Annotated in this window: 20 protein-coding genes; 9 read left to right on the top strand and 11 right to left on the bottom strand. The window is 52.4% G+C overall.

Translation table 11 applies throughout. The features are described 5' to 3' along the window. Window positions 1–8: 8 nt before the first annotated feature. Both BSZ31_RS15435 and BSZ31_RS15430 read right to left on the bottom strand, forming a co-directional pair. Entirely contained in the window at window positions 9–263 is a 255-nt protein-coding gene (locus BSZ31_RS15435; protein WP_105029487.1) for a Txe/YoeB family addiction module toxin, read from the bottom strand. Continuing rightward, window positions 260–511 carry a type II toxin-antitoxin system Phd/YefM family antitoxin gene (locus tag BSZ31_RS15430; protein WP_105029911.1) on the bottom strand — a complete coding sequence of 84 codons (252 nt, stop codon included), beginning with the start codon at window positions 509–511 and terminating at the stop codon, window positions 260–262. The genes BSZ31_RS15435 and BSZ31_RS15430 overlap by 4 nt, the downstream gene beginning before the upstream one ends. A 310-nt stretch (window positions 512–821) precedes the next feature. On the opposite strand from BSZ31_RS15430, the gene BSZ31_RS15425 reads away from it, so the two are divergent. Continuing rightward, window positions 822–1,079, top strand: a complete 258-nt coding sequence (locus BSZ31_RS15425; RefSeq protein ID WP_146106725.1) for a hypothetical protein — start codon at window positions 822–824, stop codon at window positions 1,077–1,079. Between the two features lie 83 nt (window positions 1,080–1,162). Here BSZ31_RS15425 and BSZ31_RS15420 read toward each other — a convergent pair whose 3' ends face one another. Beyond that, window positions 1,163–3,352: a malate synthase G gene (locus BSZ31_RS15420; protein ID WP_105029485.1), complete on the bottom strand. Its 2,190-nt coding sequence runs from the start codon at window positions 3,350–3,352 to the stop codon at window positions 1,163–1,165. A gap of 220 nt (window positions 3,353–3,572) precedes the next feature. Between BSZ31_RS15420 and BSZ31_RS15410 the strand changes: the two genes are divergently transcribed. Genes BSZ31_RS15410 through BSZ31_RS17460 form a run of 3 tightly spaced genes read left to right on the top strand, consistent with a single transcriptional unit; the run spans window position 3,573 to window position 6,423 of the window. Then, a complete protein-coding gene (locus tag BSZ31_RS15410; RefSeq protein WP_105029483.1) occupies window positions 3,573–5,219 on the top strand; it encodes a GMC family oxidoreductase in 1,647 nt (548 codons plus the stop codon). Window positions 5,220–5,254: 35 nt separating this feature from the next. Then, window positions 5,255–5,467, top strand: coding sequence for an RNA-binding S4 domain-containing protein (locus BSZ31_RS15405; RefSeq protein WP_105029482.1), 213 nt, complete (start codon window positions 5,255–5,257; stop codon window positions 5,465–5,467). A 41-nt stretch (window positions 5,468–5,508) separates the two neighbouring features. Then, window positions 5,509–6,423: a demethoxyubiquinone hydroxylase family protein gene (locus BSZ31_RS17460; RefSeq protein ID WP_240605731.1), complete on the top strand. Its 915-nt coding sequence runs from the start codon at window positions 5,509–5,511 to the stop codon at window positions 6,421–6,423. Window positions 6,424–6,427: 4 nt separating this feature from the next. Here the strand turns inward: BSZ31_RS17460 and BSZ31_RS15390 are convergent, their stop codons facing one another. After that, entirely contained in the window at window positions 6,428–7,591 is a 1,164-nt protein-coding gene (locus BSZ31_RS15390) for a fatty acid desaturase (RefSeq protein ID WP_240605730.1), read from the bottom strand. Between the two features lie 180 nt (window positions 7,592–7,771). Then, window positions 7,772–8,686 (bottom strand): recombination-associated protein RdgC, encoded by a 915-nt coding sequence (locus tag BSZ31_RS15385; protein ID WP_105029480.1) that lies wholly within the window; start codon window positions 8,684–8,686, stop codon window positions 7,772–7,774. Window positions 8,687–8,862: 176 nt separating this feature from the next. On the opposite strand from BSZ31_RS15385, the gene BSZ31_RS15380 reads away from it, so the two are divergent. The 5 genes from BSZ31_RS15380 (at window position 8,863) to BSZ31_RS15360 (ending at window position 11,718) form a co-directional block, all read left to right on the top strand. Further along, window positions 8,863–9,177, top strand: coding sequence for a M48 family metalloprotease (locus BSZ31_RS15380; RefSeq protein WP_105029479.1), 315 nt, complete (start codon window positions 8,863–8,865; stop codon window positions 9,175–9,177). Continuing rightward, window positions 9,174–9,422 (top strand): hypothetical protein, encoded by a 249-nt coding sequence (locus BSZ31_RS15375; RefSeq protein WP_146106724.1) that lies wholly within the window; start codon window positions 9,174–9,176, stop codon window positions 9,420–9,422. Before BSZ31_RS15380 ends, BSZ31_RS15375 begins: the two co-directional genes overlap by 4 nt. Before the next feature lie 83 nt (window positions 9,423–9,505). Continuing rightward, window positions 9,506–10,579 (top strand): hemolysin family protein, encoded by a 1,074-nt coding sequence (locus tag BSZ31_RS15370; RefSeq protein WP_105029477.1) that lies wholly within the window; start codon window positions 9,506–9,508, stop codon window positions 10,577–10,579. After that, entirely contained in the window at window positions 10,580–11,410 is an 831-nt protein-coding gene (locus tag BSZ31_RS15365) for a cobalamin-binding protein (RefSeq protein WP_105029476.1), read from the top strand. It abuts the gene before it with no gap. Window positions 11,411–11,460: 50 nt separating this feature from the next. Then, complete coding sequence (locus BSZ31_RS15360) at window positions 11,461–11,718, top strand: hypothetical protein (protein WP_146106723.1); 258 nt, start codon at window positions 11,461–11,463, stop codon at window positions 11,716–11,718. Here the strand turns inward: BSZ31_RS15360 and BSZ31_RS15355 are convergent. The 6 genes from BSZ31_RS15355 to BSZ31_RS15330 form a co-directional block, all read right to left on the bottom strand. After that, window positions 11,715–12,329, bottom strand: a complete 615-nt coding sequence (locus BSZ31_RS15355) for a hypothetical protein (protein WP_105029474.1) — start codon at window positions 12,327–12,329, stop codon at window positions 11,715–11,717. The genes BSZ31_RS15360 and BSZ31_RS15355 overlap by 4 nt on opposite strands. Window positions 12,330–12,336: 7 nt before the next feature. After that, the gene (locus tag BSZ31_RS15350; RefSeq protein WP_105029473.1) at window positions 12,337–12,918 is read right to left on the bottom strand and encodes a hypothetical protein; all 582 of its coding nucleotides are present in this window, start codon (window positions 12,916–12,918) and stop codon (window positions 12,337–12,339) included. Between the two features lie 153 nt (window positions 12,919–13,071). Then, a complete protein-coding gene (locus tag BSZ31_RS15345; RefSeq protein WP_105029472.1) occupies window positions 13,072–13,602 on the bottom strand; it encodes a D-Ala-D-Ala carboxypeptidase family metallohydrolase in 531 nt (176 codons plus the stop codon). Between the two features lie 2 nt (window positions 13,603–13,604). After that, window positions 13,605–14,609 (bottom strand): hypothetical protein, encoded by a 1,005-nt coding sequence (locus BSZ31_RS15340; RefSeq protein ID WP_105029471.1) that lies wholly within the window; start codon window positions 14,607–14,609, stop codon window positions 13,605–13,607. A gap of 69 nt (window positions 14,610–14,678) precedes the next feature. Then, entirely contained in the window at window positions 14,679–15,230 is a 552-nt protein-coding gene (locus BSZ31_RS15335) for a type 4 pilus major pilin (protein WP_168427073.1), read from the bottom strand. Between the two features lie 115 nt (window positions 15,231–15,345). Then, window positions 15,346–16,497, bottom strand: coding sequence for a type II secretion system F family protein (locus BSZ31_RS15330; RefSeq protein ID WP_105029469.1), 1,152 nt, complete (start codon window positions 16,495–16,497; stop codon window positions 15,346–15,348). Between the last annotated feature and the right edge of the window lies 1 nt (window position 16,498).

Below are 16,498 nucleotides of genomic sequence, written 5' to 3'. Positions count from 1 at the left end.
GCGAAGCTTCAGTAGTGATACCTGCACTGCGCAATCAGCAGTGAGTCATCAAGCACTTTGTATATAAGTCGATGTTCGTCATTAATTCGGCGTGACCAATAACCCGCCAAGCCGTGTTTGAGTGGTTCAGGCTTACCAATTCCTTCAAATGGTGAACGTATAGTCGCTTTAATCAATTCATTGGTTCTGCGCAGCATTTTTTTGTCAGTTTTCTGCCAATACAAGTAGTCTTCCCAAGCTGTTTCAGAAAATACAATTTTCAATCCAGCAGCTCCCGTTCATCACCTTGCTTACCTTCAAGTTGGGCAATCGATTCCAACAGGCGTCGCGCGTTCTTGGGGCTACGAAGCAGGTATGCCGTCTCTTCAAGTGCCTTGTAGTCTTCTAGTGACATCATGACCACAGACTGTTCATTGTTCCGGGTGATGATGATTGGCTCGTGGTCAAAGCATACTCTGTCCATGGTTTTGGCGAGATTCTGTCTGGCTGCGGTGTAGGATATTGCGTCCATAATTCCTCCGTACATGTACAGGATAATGTACATTACTTGGCTGGCGAGGTCAAACTGTTGCGCGGTAGTCATATTAGTTCCGCCAAACTAAGCAACGTCTGGCTAATGACTCTGCTCAATCTCGGGAGTTGTGAGCGAACCTAGAATTAAGTAATCCAGCGAAACTCTTGTAATCTCGACACTAGCAATATTCAAAATTTGATTGACGACGAGATTTCGCACAATGCCGGCGCAGAAATTCTCAAGCGGATTACGGCGCCCGTGTAGAAAAAATCTACTTGTCACAACCATGGCTTCGGAAGGCAGAAAAATGAAACTGCTTAAAGGTAAGGCATTGATTGTGGCCATGGCATGTGGCCTCGTTCTGGCAAGCGTGATGATCGCTCTGGGTTTCTCACACAATTCGCAGTCGGAGTTTTATCTTTCAAGTGGCGGTATCGATTACAAATGCTCTCTTGGCCTCTTCAGCCTTTGGTTTGTAATTGGCGCCATGGGAGGATTGTTGATGTATTTGTTGTTCAGCTTTCTGATGAAACTTTTCTCCCGATCAAAGTTGAATAACTACTGATCAACTAAGCATGTAATCGTTCCAACAAAAAAGCCAGGTACTGTTCAGCACCTGGCTTTCTCAAATCCAACTGCTCAATCAACTCAAGCGGCTTTCACCTTCAAGCGCCATGCGTGCAGCAGTGGCTCGGTGTAACCGGCTGGTTGTTCCATGCCTTTGAACACCAGGTCACATGCAGCCTTGAATGCGGCGGATGTTTCAAAGTTGCCAGCCATGGGCTTGTATGCGGGGTCGCCAGCGTTTTGCTGGTCAACCACGGCGGCCATGCGCTTCATGGTTTCCATCACTTGCTCTTTGCTCACAATGCCGTGGTGAATCCAGTTGGCAATGTGCTGGCTGGAAATGCGCAGTGTGGCGCGGTCTTCCATCAGGCCCACGTTATTAATGTCGGGCACCTTCGAGCAACCAACACCTTGGTCAACCCAGCGAACCACATAACCCAAAATTCCTTGGGCGTTGTTGTCCAGTTCCTGCTGCTTTTCGGCGTCGCTCCAGTTGGTGTTGGTAGCCACTGGCACCTGCAACAGGTTGGCCAAAATGCCTGGGCGTTCTGCGTCGGCATCAATCTTTTCCAGCTCGGCTTGAACAGCGGCCACGCTTACCTGGTGGTAGTGCATGGCGTGCAGTGTTGCGGCAGTTGGGCTGGGTACCCAGGCGGTGTTTGCACCGGCTTTGGGGTGGCCAATTTTCTGTTCCAGCATGGCTTTCATCAGGTCGGGCATGGCCCACATGCCTTTACCAATTTGCGCGCGGCCTTTCAAGCCACAGCTCAAACCAACCAGCACGTTGTTTCGCTCGTAGGCGGTAATCCATGCGCTGCTCTTCATGTCGGCTTTGCGAATCATGGCGCCTGCGTGCATGGCGGTGTGCATTTCATCGCCGGTGCGGTCCAAGAAGCCGGTGTTGATGAAAGCAACACGGCTGGCTGCGGCGGCAATACAGGCCTTCAGGTTGACTGATGTGCGGCGCTCTTCGTCCATAATGCCCAGCTTCACGGTGCTGTCGGGCAGGCCCAGCAGCTTTTCTACATGGGTGAACAATTCGGCAGCAAAGCCTACTTCAACTGGGCCGTGCATTTTCGGCTTCACGATGTACACAGAACCTTTGCGGCTGTTGCGAATACCGTTGACGCCATTGCCTTTCAGGTCGTGCAGCGCAATCGTGGTGGTCACAATCGCGTCCATAATGCCTTCGGGAATTTCTTTGTCACCGCCCCACAAAATTGCGGGGTTGGTCATCAAGTGGCCCACATTGCGCAGGAACAACATGGAGCGGCCATGCATGGTCACTTTCTCGCCATTCACGCCGGTGTACACGCGGTCTGCGTTCAGGCCACGTGTGAAGGTTTTGCCACCTTTGCTGACGCTTTCTGTCAGGGTGCCTTTCAAAATACCCAGCCAGTTTTTGTAGGCCACAATTTTGTCTTCAGCGTCTACGGCTGCAACAGAATCTTCCAGATCCAGAATCGTCGACAGCGCTGCTTCCAGCACCACGTCGGCCACACCGGCTGCGTCGCTGGAACCAATCGGTGTTGAGCGGTTAATAATGATGTCGGCGTGAATGCCGTTGTTCACCAGCAATACTGAAGAAGGAGCAGCAGCGTCGCCCTGGTAACCCACCAGCTGTGCGGCGTTTTTCAGGCCAGCGGTGCTGCCGTTCTTCAAGGCAACTTGCAGCTTGCCGCCTGCAATGGCGTAGCCAGTGGCATCTTTGTGTGATGCGCCTTCCAATGGGAAAGACTGATCCAAAAAGTTGCGTGCAAACTCAATTACTTTTGCACCGCGCACTGGGTTGTAGCCGCCTGCGCGTTCTGCACCGCCTTCTTCGGAAATAACATCAGTGCCGTACAGTGCGTCGTACAGGCTGCCCCAACGTGCGTTGGCTGCGTTCAGGGCGTAGCGTGCGTTCAAAATAGGCACAACCAACTGGGGGCCGGCTTGGGTGGCCAGTTCGCTGTCTACATTGGCAGTGGTGGCTTGCACTTTGGCAGGCTGCTCAACCAGGTAGCCAATCTTTTTCAAGAATTCTTGATAAGCGGCCATGTCTTTGATGGGGCCAGGGTTGGCTTTGTGCCAGGCGTCCATTTCCAGCTGAATGCGGTCGCGCTCGGCCAGCAGGGCAGCGTTTTTTGGGGCCAGTGTGCTGACGATTTCGTCGAAGCCCTTCCAGAAACCAGCTTGATCAATGCCGGTGCCGGGCAGCACTTCATTGTTGATGAAGTTGTACAGGGGTGTGGCTACTTTCAAGCCATGCACTGTGGTGCGTTCTGTCATTTTGAAAACCTCGAGCTGTTGGAATAGGGTATTAGCCCATGATTGTAAAGGAATCGGATGTCATTCTGACACGCTTGGAATCGTCACAAGCGCGGGTGATCGGTCATTTCATCTTTAACTTTTTTGCAAAACTCTGGAAAACCCCAAGTCGATTGCAGCAACGCAGGCTTCAATCCAAATTGTGGGCTGGTTACTATTGGGTAATCGATTCGGGGTAAACATGCGGACTTTTGATTACATCGTAGTAGGGGCGGGCACGGCTGGGGCCTTGATGGCCAACCGGCTCAGTGCCAACCCCAACAATTCAGTGCTGTTGCTGGAGGCGGGCGGTAAAGACAATTACCACTGGATCCACGTTCCCGTGGGTTACCTGTATTGCATCGACAACCCCCGCACCGATTGGCGTTTTCGCACCGAGCCCGATGCAGGCCTGAACGGCCGCGCCTTGATTTACCCCCGTGGCAAAACCTTGGGGGGTTGCTCCAGCATCAACGGCATGATCTACATGCGGGGCCAGGCCCGCGATTACGAAAGCTGGGCCGCTCAAACCGGCGACGAGGCCTGGAACTGGAACAATTGTTTGCAAGATTTTCTAGCGCATGAAAGCAACTGGCGTTACGACAACCCGCATGCCGAGTTGGCCGACACAGACCTGCCAAAGTTTCACAGTGGCAAGGGAGAATGGCGCGTTGAAAAGCAGCGCCTGCGTTGGGAAATTCTGGAAGCATTTTCTGAAGCGGCGCAGCAAGCGGGTATACCCGCCAGCGACGACTTCAACCGCGGCAATAATTTTGGTGTGGGCTACTTTGAAGTGAACCAGCGCAGCGGCTGGCGGTGGAATACCTCCAAAGCCTTCTTGCGCCCCATCCTGAAGCGACCCAACTTAACCGTGTGGACCCAGGCACAAGTTAAAAATTTAATCATTGAACGCAACGCCAGTGGCGAGCTGGTGTGCAATGGCGCGCTGGTGGTGAAGGGCGGTGAAGAAGTGGCGATGAAAGCCGTGCGTGAAACTGTGTTGTGCGCGGGTGCAATTGGCACGCCACAAATTCTGGAGCTATCTGGCATAGGGCAGGGCAGCCTGCTGCAGCAACACGGCATTGAGGTAAAGCTGGACAAACCCGGTGTGGGTGCCAACCTGCAAGACCATTTGCAAATACGCGCCGTGTTCAAAGTGCAGGGCGTTAAAACCTTGAACACGCTGGCCAACAGCCTGTGGGGCAAGGCGCAAATTGGCATGGAATATGTGTTCAAGCGCAGCGGCCCCATGAGCATGGCCCCCTCGCAACTGGGTGCATTCACCAAAAGCAGTGCCGACCGGCCATACCCCAACATTCAATACCATGTGCAGCCGCTGAGCCTGCCAGCGTTCGGCCAGCCCCTGCACAACTTCAATGCTTTCACGGCCAGTGTGTGTAACCTCAACCCTAGCAGTCGGGGTTCAGTGCACATCAAAACCGGCCGGTTCGACGAAGCACCTGCGATTGCACCGAATTACCTCAGCACCACTGAAGATCAAAAAGTGGCGGCTGATTCATTAAGGGTGACCCGCAACATTGCCCAGCAACCCGCCTTGGCCAAATACAAGCCTGAGGAATTCAAGCCCGGCGTGGAGTTTCAAACCGACGAGGAATTGGTGCGTTTGGCAGGCGACATTGCCACCACGATTTTTCACCCGGTGGGTACAGCAAAAATGGGTGCGGCCAACGACCCCGCTGCCGTGGTCGATTCCCGCTTGCGGGTGATTGGTGTGAAGCACCTGCGCATCGCTGATGCAAGCGTGATGCCTACTATTACCAGCGGCAACACCAACAGCCCCACGCTGATGATTGCCGAGAAGGCCGCGCGGTGGATACTCGAAGGCTGATACACTTCGGGCATTGATTGCAGGGAATACACGCCATGAACGAAGTCATCATCAACAAAGAACCCGTTGAGCTTTACAAAATCTTGAAGTTTCAGGGTTGGTTGTCCAGCGGCGGCGAAGCAAAAAATGTAATCGCCGATGGCCACGTGTTGGTCAACGGCCAAATTGAAACCCAGAAGCGCAAGAAAATTGTGAGTGGCGATGTCATCGAGTTTGACGGCGTGAAGTACACAGTTAAACTGGGGTAATCGTTTTATCCCAAAGCAGTTTCAATCAAGGCAGTACGGTCATGGCAGTTAAAGACCAACAAGTTGTAAACCAGCCCCAATGTGTTGAGGTGTATTTCGACGGCTCATGCCCCATGTGCCGCCGTGAAATCGCGGTGTACCAAAACATCACGCCCGATCAGCCCATAGCCTGGGTGGATGTCTCCAAACCCGACACGCCACTGCCCCAAGGGCAATCCAAAGAACAACTCATGGCGCGTTTTCACACGCGCACGGTGCAAGGCGAATTGCTCAGTGGTGCTGCGGCCTTTGTGCATGTGTGGGCGCAGTTGCCCGGCTGGCGGGTGTTGGCGTGGTTGGCCAAAGTGCCCGGCATGTTGTGGCTGATGGAGAAGGCTTACAACGGCTTTTTGCCGGTACGCCCTGCCATTCAACGCTTTGTTTTGAAATTCGACACCAGCCATTTGCCGTCCACATTGGTGGCCGATATTCGCACCGACCATGCCGGTGAAACCGGGGCGGTGTGGATTTACAAGGGCATTCTGGCGGTTTCAAGAAACCCTGAAATTCGCGCATTTGCCAGTGAACACCTGCAAACTGAGCAACGCCATTTAAAGGCCATGAATGAGCTGCTGCCCGTGTTTCGCCGAAGCTGGCTGTTGGTGCCCTGGCGCATTGCGGGCTTCATCACTGGTGCTTTGCCTGCCCTGTTCGGGCCGGTTGCGGTGTACCGAACCATTGCTGCCGTGGAAACTTTTGTGAACCTGCACTACCAGGAACAAATCGACAAGCTGAATGCGTTGGGCACTCACACGGTACTCAAGGCGCAACTGATTGAGTTTCAACTGGATGAGTGCGCACACCGCGACGAGGCAGCCGCAAAAACGACAAAGCCCGGCGGGTTGATCGCCAGGCTTTGGGTGGGTGCCATCGGGTCAGGCTCCAAGGTGGCAGTCACCTTGGCCCGTTTCATTTAACTGATCAGGCAGCCAATGCCGGTTTTTGAACCTGGCGAACCAGTGCTTGCAAGCGCTTGCGTTGCAGGCGCATTTCAACTTCCATGGCTTTGAATTTCGCTTTGTAGGCTGCCAGGGTTTCGCCGTTTTTAATGGCGTTTTTTGTGTCCTGGTACCAGGCTTCTTTCAGTTTGGCCCAGTCTTGCAAAGCCTTGCTGTAGTGCTCGTATTCCTGCGCAAGGCGGGCTTTCATGGCCTCAACATGCGCATGCATGGAGGTGGGCTGTGCCTGCATTTTTTCTTCGGCGCGTTTGAATTGCATCGCGATGCGTGCTTTTTCAATGGCGAACTTGTCGCAGCGCTTCAGGTTTTTGGTCAAGCCCAAGTAAGACAAACCGGCAATCAGCCATTTCGTGGGGTCAATGTGAAACCACTTGATGCCGTTGCGGTAATCGTACTGAAACAGGTGGTGGTAGTTGTGATACCCCTCACCATAGGTGAAAATCGCCAGGAAATCATTGTCGCGGGCGGTGTTCTCATCGGTGTAAGGGCGGCGGCCCCAAATGTGCGCCAGTGAATTGATAAAGAATGTGGTTTGGTGGCACCACACCAGGCGAGCCAGGCCACCCAGCAGCACCACACCCCACAAGTCGCCCACCAGCAGGCCAATAATCACTGGCAAACCGAAGTTAATGCCCAAGGCCAAGGCGGTGTAGTGTTTGTGCTGGAACATCACCAGTGGGTCTTTCAGCAGGTCAGGCGAGTTGCTGAAGTCTTCTTTGCCGGATTCATATTTGCGAATCATCCAGCCCATGTGCGAGAACCAGAAGCCACGCTTGGCCGAGTAAGGGTCGTGCTCGGTGTCGTCCACATGGCGGTGGTGTGTGCGGTGGCCCGAAGCCCAAATCAAAATGCTGTTTTGCACGGCCATGGTGCCGAAGAACATCAACACGAAGCGCACGGTCCAGTGGGCTTCGTAGGTGCGGTGTGCCCACAGGCGGTGGTAACCGGCGGTAATCGAAATGCCATTCAGAATGGCCAACACCACGAATGACACCCAGGCTGCAGTGCTGTAGTCGTTGAACCAGGCGTAAGCGGGTACAAGAATGAGTGCAGCAATGGTGGTTCCGAACAGGGTGATTGCGCCGGGCCAGTGGATCGGGCTGTTGGGGTCAACTCGTGTGGTCATTGAAGGTTGGGTTTTACCAGTTGGTTCAAAGGGTGGGGGAATCATACTGATTCTTGACCTTGGCATGAACCCAAATTTAAATATTTAATAATTGTTCTTGATTGTTGAGGTACAGCCGCAACGAAATCTTGAATTTCGAAGCGGCTAGAGTTAACACTTGTGCACTGAGTTTCGAAAATATCAGGCTGCGAGTTGCGAATTCGCGCCAGTCAGTTCTCCACCTAGTACATCAATCAAACCGGGAATCAGCTTTCTCAATTCACCGGTCATCAAGGCAAAGTCGGAATCAAAGGCATCATCGTCGGCACTGAGGGCGGCCTGTTCTTTGATCACATCCAAAGGTGCAAGCCGCTTCACTTGCAGGTTTTCATGCAGCACGAAAGACACTTTGTCGGCCCAGGTCATGGCCAGTTTGGTCACGTCCTTACCACCCTTGATGTGCTTCGCAATTTCCTCAGACTCCAGCGAGTGCTTCACATAGCGCACAGTGGCGGCCTGTTCACCACGGCTTTTCAGTTCGCAGTCCTGGTCCACGGTAAAGGGGGGCGGGTTGTCGTTCTCGGCCAGCCAGGCGGTCATGGCCACGGTGGGCGATATTTTGGTTTTGACCAAAGCCATGGCCACGCCTTCCACGCTTTTCATCAGCATGCCGACCAGTTCATCGGCCTTGGCCGGGCTTGCAGCGTCAATCACCAGCCACTTGCCCTGCGGGTCTATCCACGCATTAATTCGGCTGCGAATGGCAAAAGCCCGTGGCAACAATTCGTCAGTCACGGCTTCCTTGATTTCTTTCATCTGCTTGCGGCCGGGCTTGTAGCCTTCGCGTTCTTCAATTTCCGCTGCGCGCGCTTTGGTGAATTGATTGATCACCGTGCTGGGCAGCAGCTTTTTTTCCAAGCCCAATGAAATCAGCAACTGCTGGCCGCTTCGATGCACAAAGGGTTCGCCCTCGGCCTTTGGAGAAACCCAACCGCGCGTTTGCAAGTCCATGCCACCGCAGGCTTGCAGGGCTTGTTTGGCCAGTTTGTCTTCCAGCGATTCGGGGGTTTCTTCCCATTTGGTAAGGCGAAAGATGAACAGGTTTTTAAACCACATGGCTTTGCTCGCTGAAATTGAAAAAGGGCTGGCAGTGTAACGCAAAAAACCAAGGTGCAGCCAGTCGGCTTGAGGGCTGCCAAAGGGTTGAACAAATTTTCACCGGCCTTTCTATTTGATAGTAGTATTTCGATACGCTGTCGTCACAATACTCACAACTTGGTATTCATTACCGAATGCACCTTACGCCGTTTCGCTGGATTTGGGTTTTATTCCTGCTTCCCTGGGTAAGCAGCTGCACCACGCCGCCCCAACGCGATTTCGCCGACACCCTTAGCATGTTTGAAGAACTGCGCCAGCAGTACGATGTGCCATATTCCCGCATGGGTTTTCAGAAAAGCCCCTTGTTTGCTTTTGCCAAGGGCAAAACCCAGATCGTGATTGACGAAGCCTTTTCTGAAGGCCTGAGCGACACAGCCCTGCGCTATGTTTTTGTGCATGAACTGGTGCACCTGAAATACGACGACCCCCGCGTGGGTATGACTTGTTGAAACGCATTCACCAAACCAACGCCAAAGACACCGAACTGATGAACAATGCGTTCATGACGCTTCTGGGCGCGTATGGCCAGGACCCTGAGTTTAAGAATTTTCTCGATCAGGTTGAAACCCGGGCCAACCACTATGCATCGCAGCATTTAATCGATCGTGGCGAGAACCCCTGCAAGGCCATTGCAGAAATTGAACAATACACAGGCGCACGTTTTCGCTTTGGCACCGAAGACCTGTGCAAGTGATTCAGCCAACTGAACGAAATATCGTGTGTGTTAGTCTATAGCTGCTTGAAAAAGCACGCTGTTTTAAACTACTGGATTTTTCAATGGACCCCTCGACGTTGGGCGCGGACGCCCTCTTGCTAATCGTTTATGTTGCCTCCGCGCTAGGTTTTTCCTTTCTCTGCTCGTTGTGTGAAGCTGCATTGCTCAGCATGACTCCCTCCTACATTGCCAGCCTGAAAGAATCCAATCCCTCAAAGGCTCAAAAGCTGAAAGACCTGAGGGAGACCAATCTGGATCGCTCTCTGGCTGCGATCCTGACTGTCAATACTATCGCCCACACTCTCGGTGCGATCGGCGCCGGTTCAAAAGCCACCGCGGTATTTGGTGAAGTGTGGTTCGGCGTGTTCTCGGCGGTTATGACGCTGCTCATTCTGTTTCTGTCTGAAATCGTTCCCAAAACCCTGGGAGCCACACACTGGAAAAAATTGGCTGCCTTTACCTTGATTTATGTCAATTTCATGGTGAAGGCGATGTATCCGCTGATTGTTGTTTCGGAAAAGTTGACCCGGTTGATCTCGAGCGGGAAAAAAGACAACGATGTGGACCGAGGCGAATTCGCCGCCATGGCCAACATGGGCGAAGAGCAGGGCGTGTTGAGCGATCGGGAATCTGCGATTATTCAAAATTTGCTTGAACTGCGCAGCGTCAATGTCAGCGATGTGATGACACCCCGAATTGTGATGTTTACCCTGAACAAGGATTTGACCGTAGATGAAGCTTTGAAGGTAAAAACCCACACGCCTTTTTCCAGAATTCCGATTTACGAGGACGAACCTGATCATTTGATTGGTTTTGTTTTGCGGGAAGCCCTGTTGACAGCGCAGGCCCGCAAGCAAGGCGATATGCCGATCAGCGAACTTAGGCGTGATCTACTCGCAGTGTCCGACACAGCCCCGCTTTCAAAGGTACTCGACATATTTCTTGAGCAGCATCAGCACATTGCGATGGTCATTAACGAATATGGTGAAGCCAAAGGACTACTCACGCTGGAGGATTTGGTTGAAACCTTGTTGGGCGAAGAAATTGTGGACGAAGGTGACAAGGTTGCCGACATGCGCGAACTGGCTCGCAAGCGCTGGCAACGGCGGGCAAAGCGCATGGGTATTGAGGTATAAATGTTGAGTCCGCCCGCAATTGTACAGCTGCCCCAACGCATTGTTTGCCTCACCGAAGAAACCACGGAGTGGCTTTACCTGCTGGGTGAGGAACACCGGATTGTCGGTATTTCCGGCTACACCGTGCGCCCACGCAAAGCCCGCCTTGAAAAACCCAAGGTGAGTGCATTTTTGACTGCCAAGATTGATCAAATTTTGGCTTTGAAGCCTGATTGCGTGTTTGGTTTTTCTGATTTGCAGGCCGATATTGCCAGTGCATTGATTCGCCATGGCGTTCAGGTGACGGTGTTCAACCAACGTTCGGTGCCTGAGATATTCAGCATGATGTACCAGGTGGCCGCCATGGTGGGTGCTGCGGAAAAGGGCCTGCAACTGATTGCAGAAATGCAGGCGCAAGTGGAAGACATACGCGCTGAAGCCAGCCAATGGACTGTGCGCCCCAAGGTGTATTTTGAAGAATGGGACGAGCCGCCGATCAGCGCCATCCAATGGGTGAGCGAGCTGATTGGTATTGCCGGGGGCGACGATTGTTTTCCCGAGCTGGCCACGCAAAGCCTGGGCAAGAACCGTATTATTGCCGACAGCAGTGAAATTGTTCGCCGCAATCCCGACATCATTATTGGCTCTTGGTGCGGCAAAAAATTTCGCCCTGAAACCGTTGCGGCGCGCACAGGGTGGGGCAATGTGAGTGCGGTGAAGCACCAGCAAATTTTCGAGGTCAAATCGCCCTTGATTTTGCAGCCTGGGCCGGCAGCATTGACCGACGGCCTTGCTGCATTGCATGAAATTATTCGCCAGTGGCAAACTTTTCAGCGCAAGAATGGCTTGTAATTTTGTACAGAAGTTGTAATGTTAAATGCCAAGGTGCGGAGGACAGCAGCATGAACGGACTCAACCCGGCAAAGCCAAGGCTTTCAAGACGAATACTGGCGGTGATTTTTACCATGATGGCAGTGTTGGTGATCAGCTTCTGCGCCGCAGTCATGTCGATTATTTACATGCATGCCGATGAAAACGGCATGGTTCCTCAGGCGTTTTCACTCAGCAATCAGCTGACTCAGCCCATCATTACCATATTGCCGCCTCAACAGGCTGGCCCCAACGCACCCAACCACAAAACACCCCAGTACCACATTTAAAAAACGATTTGCTCTGGGTGTGGGCCTATTTCATGCCGGTTGGGTTGGGCGTCCAGAATTTTGACCCGATCGGGATCGAAGCTGGCAATGAAGTGGTGCTTGCCCTCGGGTGTGGTGGTAAAAGCCACCGGGTGAACCAGCACTGAGCACTGCAGCAGATCGAACACCACGGGCAAGTGCTCCGGGCATTCTGGCATGAAGCGAAAGGGCTTGCGCCAGTCTATTTCGCCCTCAGGTATTTTTTTAAAGGCGCTACACGCACGGTAAATGTCAGCCACTTCTGACACCACTTCTTTGGATACGCGCGACAAATTCACAAATTGCGTGCCACTTTCTTCACCCAGGTCTTCCAGGTGCACCACGCCCGGCTTGCGTGGCGTTTCAATGCCCACAGTAATGGTGGCTGTTGAAAAGTAATGACCTGCTTTTTGCGCTTGCGACAACAGTTCACCCAATGCCATGTAGGCATTGCGGTTGCCGTACAGTGCATTGAAGTAGTTCTTCGGCATGCGACCTGCCACGGGCAATTTGTAATCAGAAAGTTTCAACTGGCTGGGTGGGGCCTTGGGTCCGCTCCACACAGCAATCAGTTTGACCTCGGTGTAATCCATGTTTTGTTCATGACGCCATGTGTTTGTATTTAAGCGGGTACTTCTGAATCAACAACTTCACTGCGTCTATATCGTTTAGCGGTGGCACCTGGTTACGCGCCCGGTATTCCTGATGAACAATGTCCAGCCACAAATAGCAAACCTCCGGTTCTTCCATGCCGCTGGCCAACATGTGGTGCAGCCTTTCCAGCACGATGCCCACTTGCGGTGTGGCATTGCCTGAACCGTTCAACCACCGGTAACCCGAACCTGCACTGCGGCCCAACAATTGACCAAAAGTGCTTTCGCTGACTTTCGTTTTTCCAAACACCCTTTGGAACATTTTGTAGGTGTCTTCCAGGCTGAGCTCATTGTTCAAAGGAACCAGCGACTCATGGGTTTCGTACAACCTCAAGATCAAAGCAACCGTGGGATCGAGCGGTTCATCGCTTGAATTGCCCTCGGGTGGGCGAACAATTGAGTTGAATTTCGCCTGGGTACTGATACCGAACAAAGCGCACATTTTTGACACGGTTAGCCCGTATTTTTGCTTGAACAGGTTCAGGTAGGCACCTGTGCGTGGCTTGTTCTTGTTGTTAATTTGAGGCATGGCGCGTGATAAAGCAATCTCGTGGGTTAATGATGATACGGAATCAAGACTTTCAAATTGTAATTTGGTCTAAAAATCATTATTTAACACAAATGGACAACGTATCATGTCGCTTTGTGGTTGACTTGAAGTGACTCAAGTTAATGAATTTAATCATTTTTTTGAACGCCATTGTGTGGCGTAGTCGCGAATGTCGAAATGTACATGGCTTCTGTAAACACCAACCCCCCCGAATGCGGGGTACTGTAGGGTTTTAGCCAATTGATCAATATTCACACCAATGGGTTTGATGTCCATGGCGTAAAACTGTCCGCTCTCATCGGGCAAATGGCGTGAATGTCGGGCTGCACCCTCGATGATGGAATTCGTGTGATGTGTCCGCAAACCCGAGGTTACTTCAAACACGGTGTAGGCGTGGTGTTCAGCCAAAACAATTTGAGCCCATGCTGCCAGTTGCAACATTTCAATATTGGGCACGCCCACCCGATTGGCTCGAATATCGCGAAGCATCCAGGCGGCTGTGCGGTAACCTTCAGGCGTGCTGAAATCAATTTGAAAGCGATCCGGGCCGCGTTGAATATCCAGCAGGGTGTAGCTGGGGGATTGTGCGGCCCACGCCAGTTTGTCCAGGTGTGCGGTCAGTAAAACCGAACTTGCAGCAGCAAGAAACTGGCGCCTGTTCATGATCAAGGCACCGCAGGTGGGGTGCAAGACTGGTTACCATTTTGGCAGCAGCTGCTGAGAATGGACAGTTGCGCGGGCGGGTTGGCATTCGGGTTGTACACACAGCGAATGAAGGCACTGCCGCCGCCACCTGCGCCGCCGCCGCTGTCGGCATCCACTGCTACGAAGCGATAGCCCACTGGTGTGTCGTTAAAAATAACGGTGGTGCATGAATTGCCGCTATTCACCCAGTTCAGGGTGCGGTTGCCTCGGCAAAAATCAACATCAGGAATCGGGTTGCGAACATCGTATCGGGAGGCAAGGGCACCCACACGTACGCCGGGTATGCCCGCGGGTGTGTTGGCATCGGTCGTGCCGTCACCATCAATATCCAGCGCCACAGTGAAGTTGCCGCCAGCACTGGTAGCAGGGGTGTCGGCTTGTAGTGTGGTGAATCCGTTGCCGCCCATGAAGCTCAGCATGTCGCCTGCAATTTCAATGTCGAATTCGCCAGCAGCACCGTCTTGCCCGCCAATCGTGACTGGTTCGCTCAGGGTAATGTAGCCTTCAATGCGGCAATTGTCGGCTGCCATTGAGCAGCCCGCCGGCAAAATTGAAAGGCGGGTAATGAATTGTCCATTCGATGCAGCTGGGCGGTTCACAAAGCTTGCAGGCAACAGGCCCACATCAATCAGGTTTTCAATGGTGGGGGTCAGTTTGCTGCCTTCATTGCCTGTGACGGGGTCTTCGGGAATGGTGACATCGGTGATGCCGTCGTTGTTCAAATCCACCTGTAAATCGCCGGGGGCGGAAATGCCGCGCCGGTATAAATCGGTGTAAGAATTCAATGCGTCGCCGACCTGGTTGAGTTGATCAGCCTGGATTTTCGCGACAGAGGATTTTGCAGAACGTGCTTGTTGTTGAACCACAGCGAAGGCAATGATGGCACTGATGATCAGCACCAGCGCCAACTCGATGCTGAGAAAGCCAGTGTGCTTGGTGTTGCTGTGTTTCAGTGAGTCAAGCATGGTAATTCGCCTTGATTCAAATGAACAAGGGGGCAGTGTTGCCCCCTTGCTGTGCTACATGAGATGTGATTAACGACGGCCGAAGGTTAGAGCCAAGGTAACTGGTGATCCGTCAGTACCACAAATTGTCGATGCTTGAGCGAGTGTCAAATCGCCAGCGATGTCGTTTACAGTGCCGCCGGTACCTGATGTCGGTGTACCTGTAATGTCTGTGACACCGTTAGCCACCGCTAAAACGATGTCTGAACATTGATCGCCCTCAACACCTGTCCAGGTCAAGGTGGCGTTATCTGCATCTACACCAACCAATGTAACGGCCGCGTTGTAGCTGTTTGGTAATGGGTTTCCATCTTGATCTGCCGGCAGAATTGCAAGCTGTGCTGCGATCGGCGTGGTTAAGTCAGCGTATCCAGAAGTAGAACCAACTTTTTGTTTGGTTTCGCTAATGATCTCTGTTATCTGCTTGATGTTGTCCTGCACTTCGGTACGGCGTGCATTGTTCTGGAATGCAATAAAGGCTGCGGCAGCAACAATCGCTGCGATGATCAGGCCGATTGATACTTCAATCAGGGTAATACCGCTTTGTTTGCGGCGGGCATTCAGTGTGTGCGATGTAATCATTTTTGATTCCTCTCCGAAGGGAAATTGTGTAGTACATGTTGGCCCAAGCATTCCGTATATATACCAACAGACGAATTAATTGTAGATCAAATGCATGCTGTGTCAAGCACTTATTTCAACGCATGCGTTGCATTCTTTTCACAGGGTCCAGTTCCTCGGTCATGCTTTGGCTGATCGACAATTGCCCCACATACAAAAACACCACCACAGCCGCAGCAACACTCAATAACACGGCATTCAAACCCTTGGCGGTGTTGCCAATTTCATTGCGAATGTCTTCACCACCCTCAGTACCCAACTGAATCAAAATTTTGTCGAATTGCGGGTTGTTGCGAATGGTGGTGGCCAGGCGCGCCAGCAGCTTCGGGCTCATCAGCCCTTTGCTGAATGCGGGAATGTAATCGGTGGGGGCCACGTTCAGGTGGTTCATGATCTTTTTCAAATGCCAGCGCATCCACGGGTCGGCATTGCGTTTGAGAGTGTCGAGTGCCGACGACAAAGTGGCTCCACTTTTCAACAGCACCGCGAGCGAGGTGACCAGAAGGCTGACCTGAAAGTCGCGGTAAATGGACAGAGGCAATAAGAATGGCGCCACCGGAAACAACAAGAAGCCCCAGCCCTGCGGCACTTGCTCCAATTGGCTTCGCAAATTGCCTTTCCAGCGGGGCAGAGCATAAGTAAATGCGGCGATAGCACCAATAACACTGGCCACAATCAAACCGCCATGAGAGGCAACAATTTCCGACACGATTCGCACCGACATATTGAACGGCGTCCACACTTCAGGCGGTGCCACTTTCACAATAATTGGAATGGATTGCGTGGCCAGCACGTAGCTAAAACCTGCCACACCGGGTATCAATACCATCGGCGGGAAAATGGCCTTCCAGATCACGCTTTTGGCTTCTTTTTGTGATTTGATCGCTGCGGCCAATGCACGCAAGGTGCCCGGTTTGTCTTTGGCTTCGTCCACGGCGGCCAGCATCATGCGGTCGTTTTGTGGCATTACGGTGCCCAGAATTTGGCTGATCAGAAAGTCGTCGCCCAAACTCAGTTTACGAACCATCAGCTTCAATGCCGCTTCCCGGCTGCTGTTGCGTGTTCGCTTGTGGCGGGCAATTTTCAGTTCTTCTTCCAGAAAGGTTTTGAACTGTTCTTTGTTCTCTATCGATTTGGCAAGCTGTTCATAAAATGCTTCGCGCTTGCCGCGAAAGTCCATCAAGTTGATGGCATTGAAAAGATTGGTGAGTTTCTTTTTGAATGTCATG

This window comes from Limnobacter sp. SAORIC-690, assembly GCF_002954425.1.
Lineage (GTDB): Bacteria > Pseudomonadota > Gammaproteobacteria > Burkholderiales > Burkholderiaceae_B > Limnobacter > Limnobacter profundi.
The sequence above is the reverse complement of the archived record's forward strand: the minus strand, read 5'-3'. Positions and strand labels throughout refer to the sequence as shown.

Coding starts and splice junctions, on each gene's coding strand:
- BSZ31_RS15430 (WP_105029911.1), bottom strand. CDS start 511: ATGGACGCAATATCCTACACCGCAGCCAGACAGAATCTCGCCAAAACC.
- BSZ31_RS15425 (WP_146106725.1), top strand. CDS start 822: ATGAAACTGCTTAAAGGTAAGGCATTGATTGTGGCCATGGCATGTGGC.
- BSZ31_RS15420 (WP_105029485.1), bottom strand. CDS start 3,352: ATGACAGAACGCACCACAGTGCATGGCTTGAAAGTAGCCACACCCCTG.
- BSZ31_RS15410 (WP_105029483.1), top strand. CDS start 3,573: ATGCGGACTTTTGATTACATCGTAGTAGGGGCGGGCACGGCTGGGGCC.
- BSZ31_RS15405 (WP_105029482.1), top strand. CDS start 5,255: ATGAACGAAGTCATCATCAACAAAGAACCCGTTGAGCTTTACAAAATC.
- BSZ31_RS17460 (WP_240605731.1), top strand. CDS start 5,509: ATGGCAGTTAAAGACCAACAAGTTGTAAACCAGCCCCAATGTGTTGAG.
- BSZ31_RS15390 (WP_240605730.1), bottom strand. CDS start 7,591: ATGACCACACGAGTTGACCCCAACAGCCCGATCCACTGGCCCGGCGCA.
- BSZ31_RS15385 (WP_105029480.1), bottom strand. CDS start 8,686: ATGTGGTTTAAAAACCTGTTCATCTTTCGCCTTACCAAATGGGAAGAA.
- BSZ31_RS15380 (WP_105029479.1), top strand. CDS start 8,863: ATGCACCTTACGCCGTTTCGCTGGATTTGGGTTTTATTCCTGCTTCCC.
- BSZ31_RS15370 (WP_105029477.1), top strand. CDS start 9,506: ATGGACCCCTCGACGTTGGGCGCGGACGCCCTCTTGCTAATCGTTTAT.
- BSZ31_RS15365 (WP_105029476.1), top strand. CDS start 10,580: ATGTTGAGTCCGCCCGCAATTGTACAGCTGCCCCAACGCATTGTTTGC.
- BSZ31_RS15360 (WP_146106723.1), top strand. CDS start 11,461: ATGAACGGACTCAACCCGGCAAAGCCAAGGCTTTCAAGACGAATACTG.
- BSZ31_RS15355 (WP_105029474.1), bottom strand. CDS start 12,329: ATGGATTACACCGAGGTCAAACTGATTGCTGTGTGGAGCGGACCCAAG.
- BSZ31_RS15350 (WP_105029473.1), bottom strand. CDS start 12,918: ATGCCTCAAATTAACAACAAGAACAAGCCACGCACAGGTGCCTACCTG.
- BSZ31_RS15345 (WP_105029472.1), bottom strand. CDS start 13,602: ATGAACAGGCGCCAGTTTCTTGCTGCTGCAAGTTCGGTTTTACTGACC.
- BSZ31_RS15340 (WP_105029471.1), bottom strand. CDS start 14,609: ATGCTTGACTCACTGAAACACAGCAACACCAAGCACACTGGCTTTCTC.
- BSZ31_RS15335 (WP_168427073.1), bottom strand. CDS start 15,230: ATGATTACATCGCACACACTGAATGCCCGCCGCAAACAAAGCGGTATT.
- BSZ31_RS15330 (WP_105029469.1), bottom strand. CDS start 16,497: ATGACATTCAAAAAGAAACTCACCAATCTTTTCAATGCCATCAACTTG.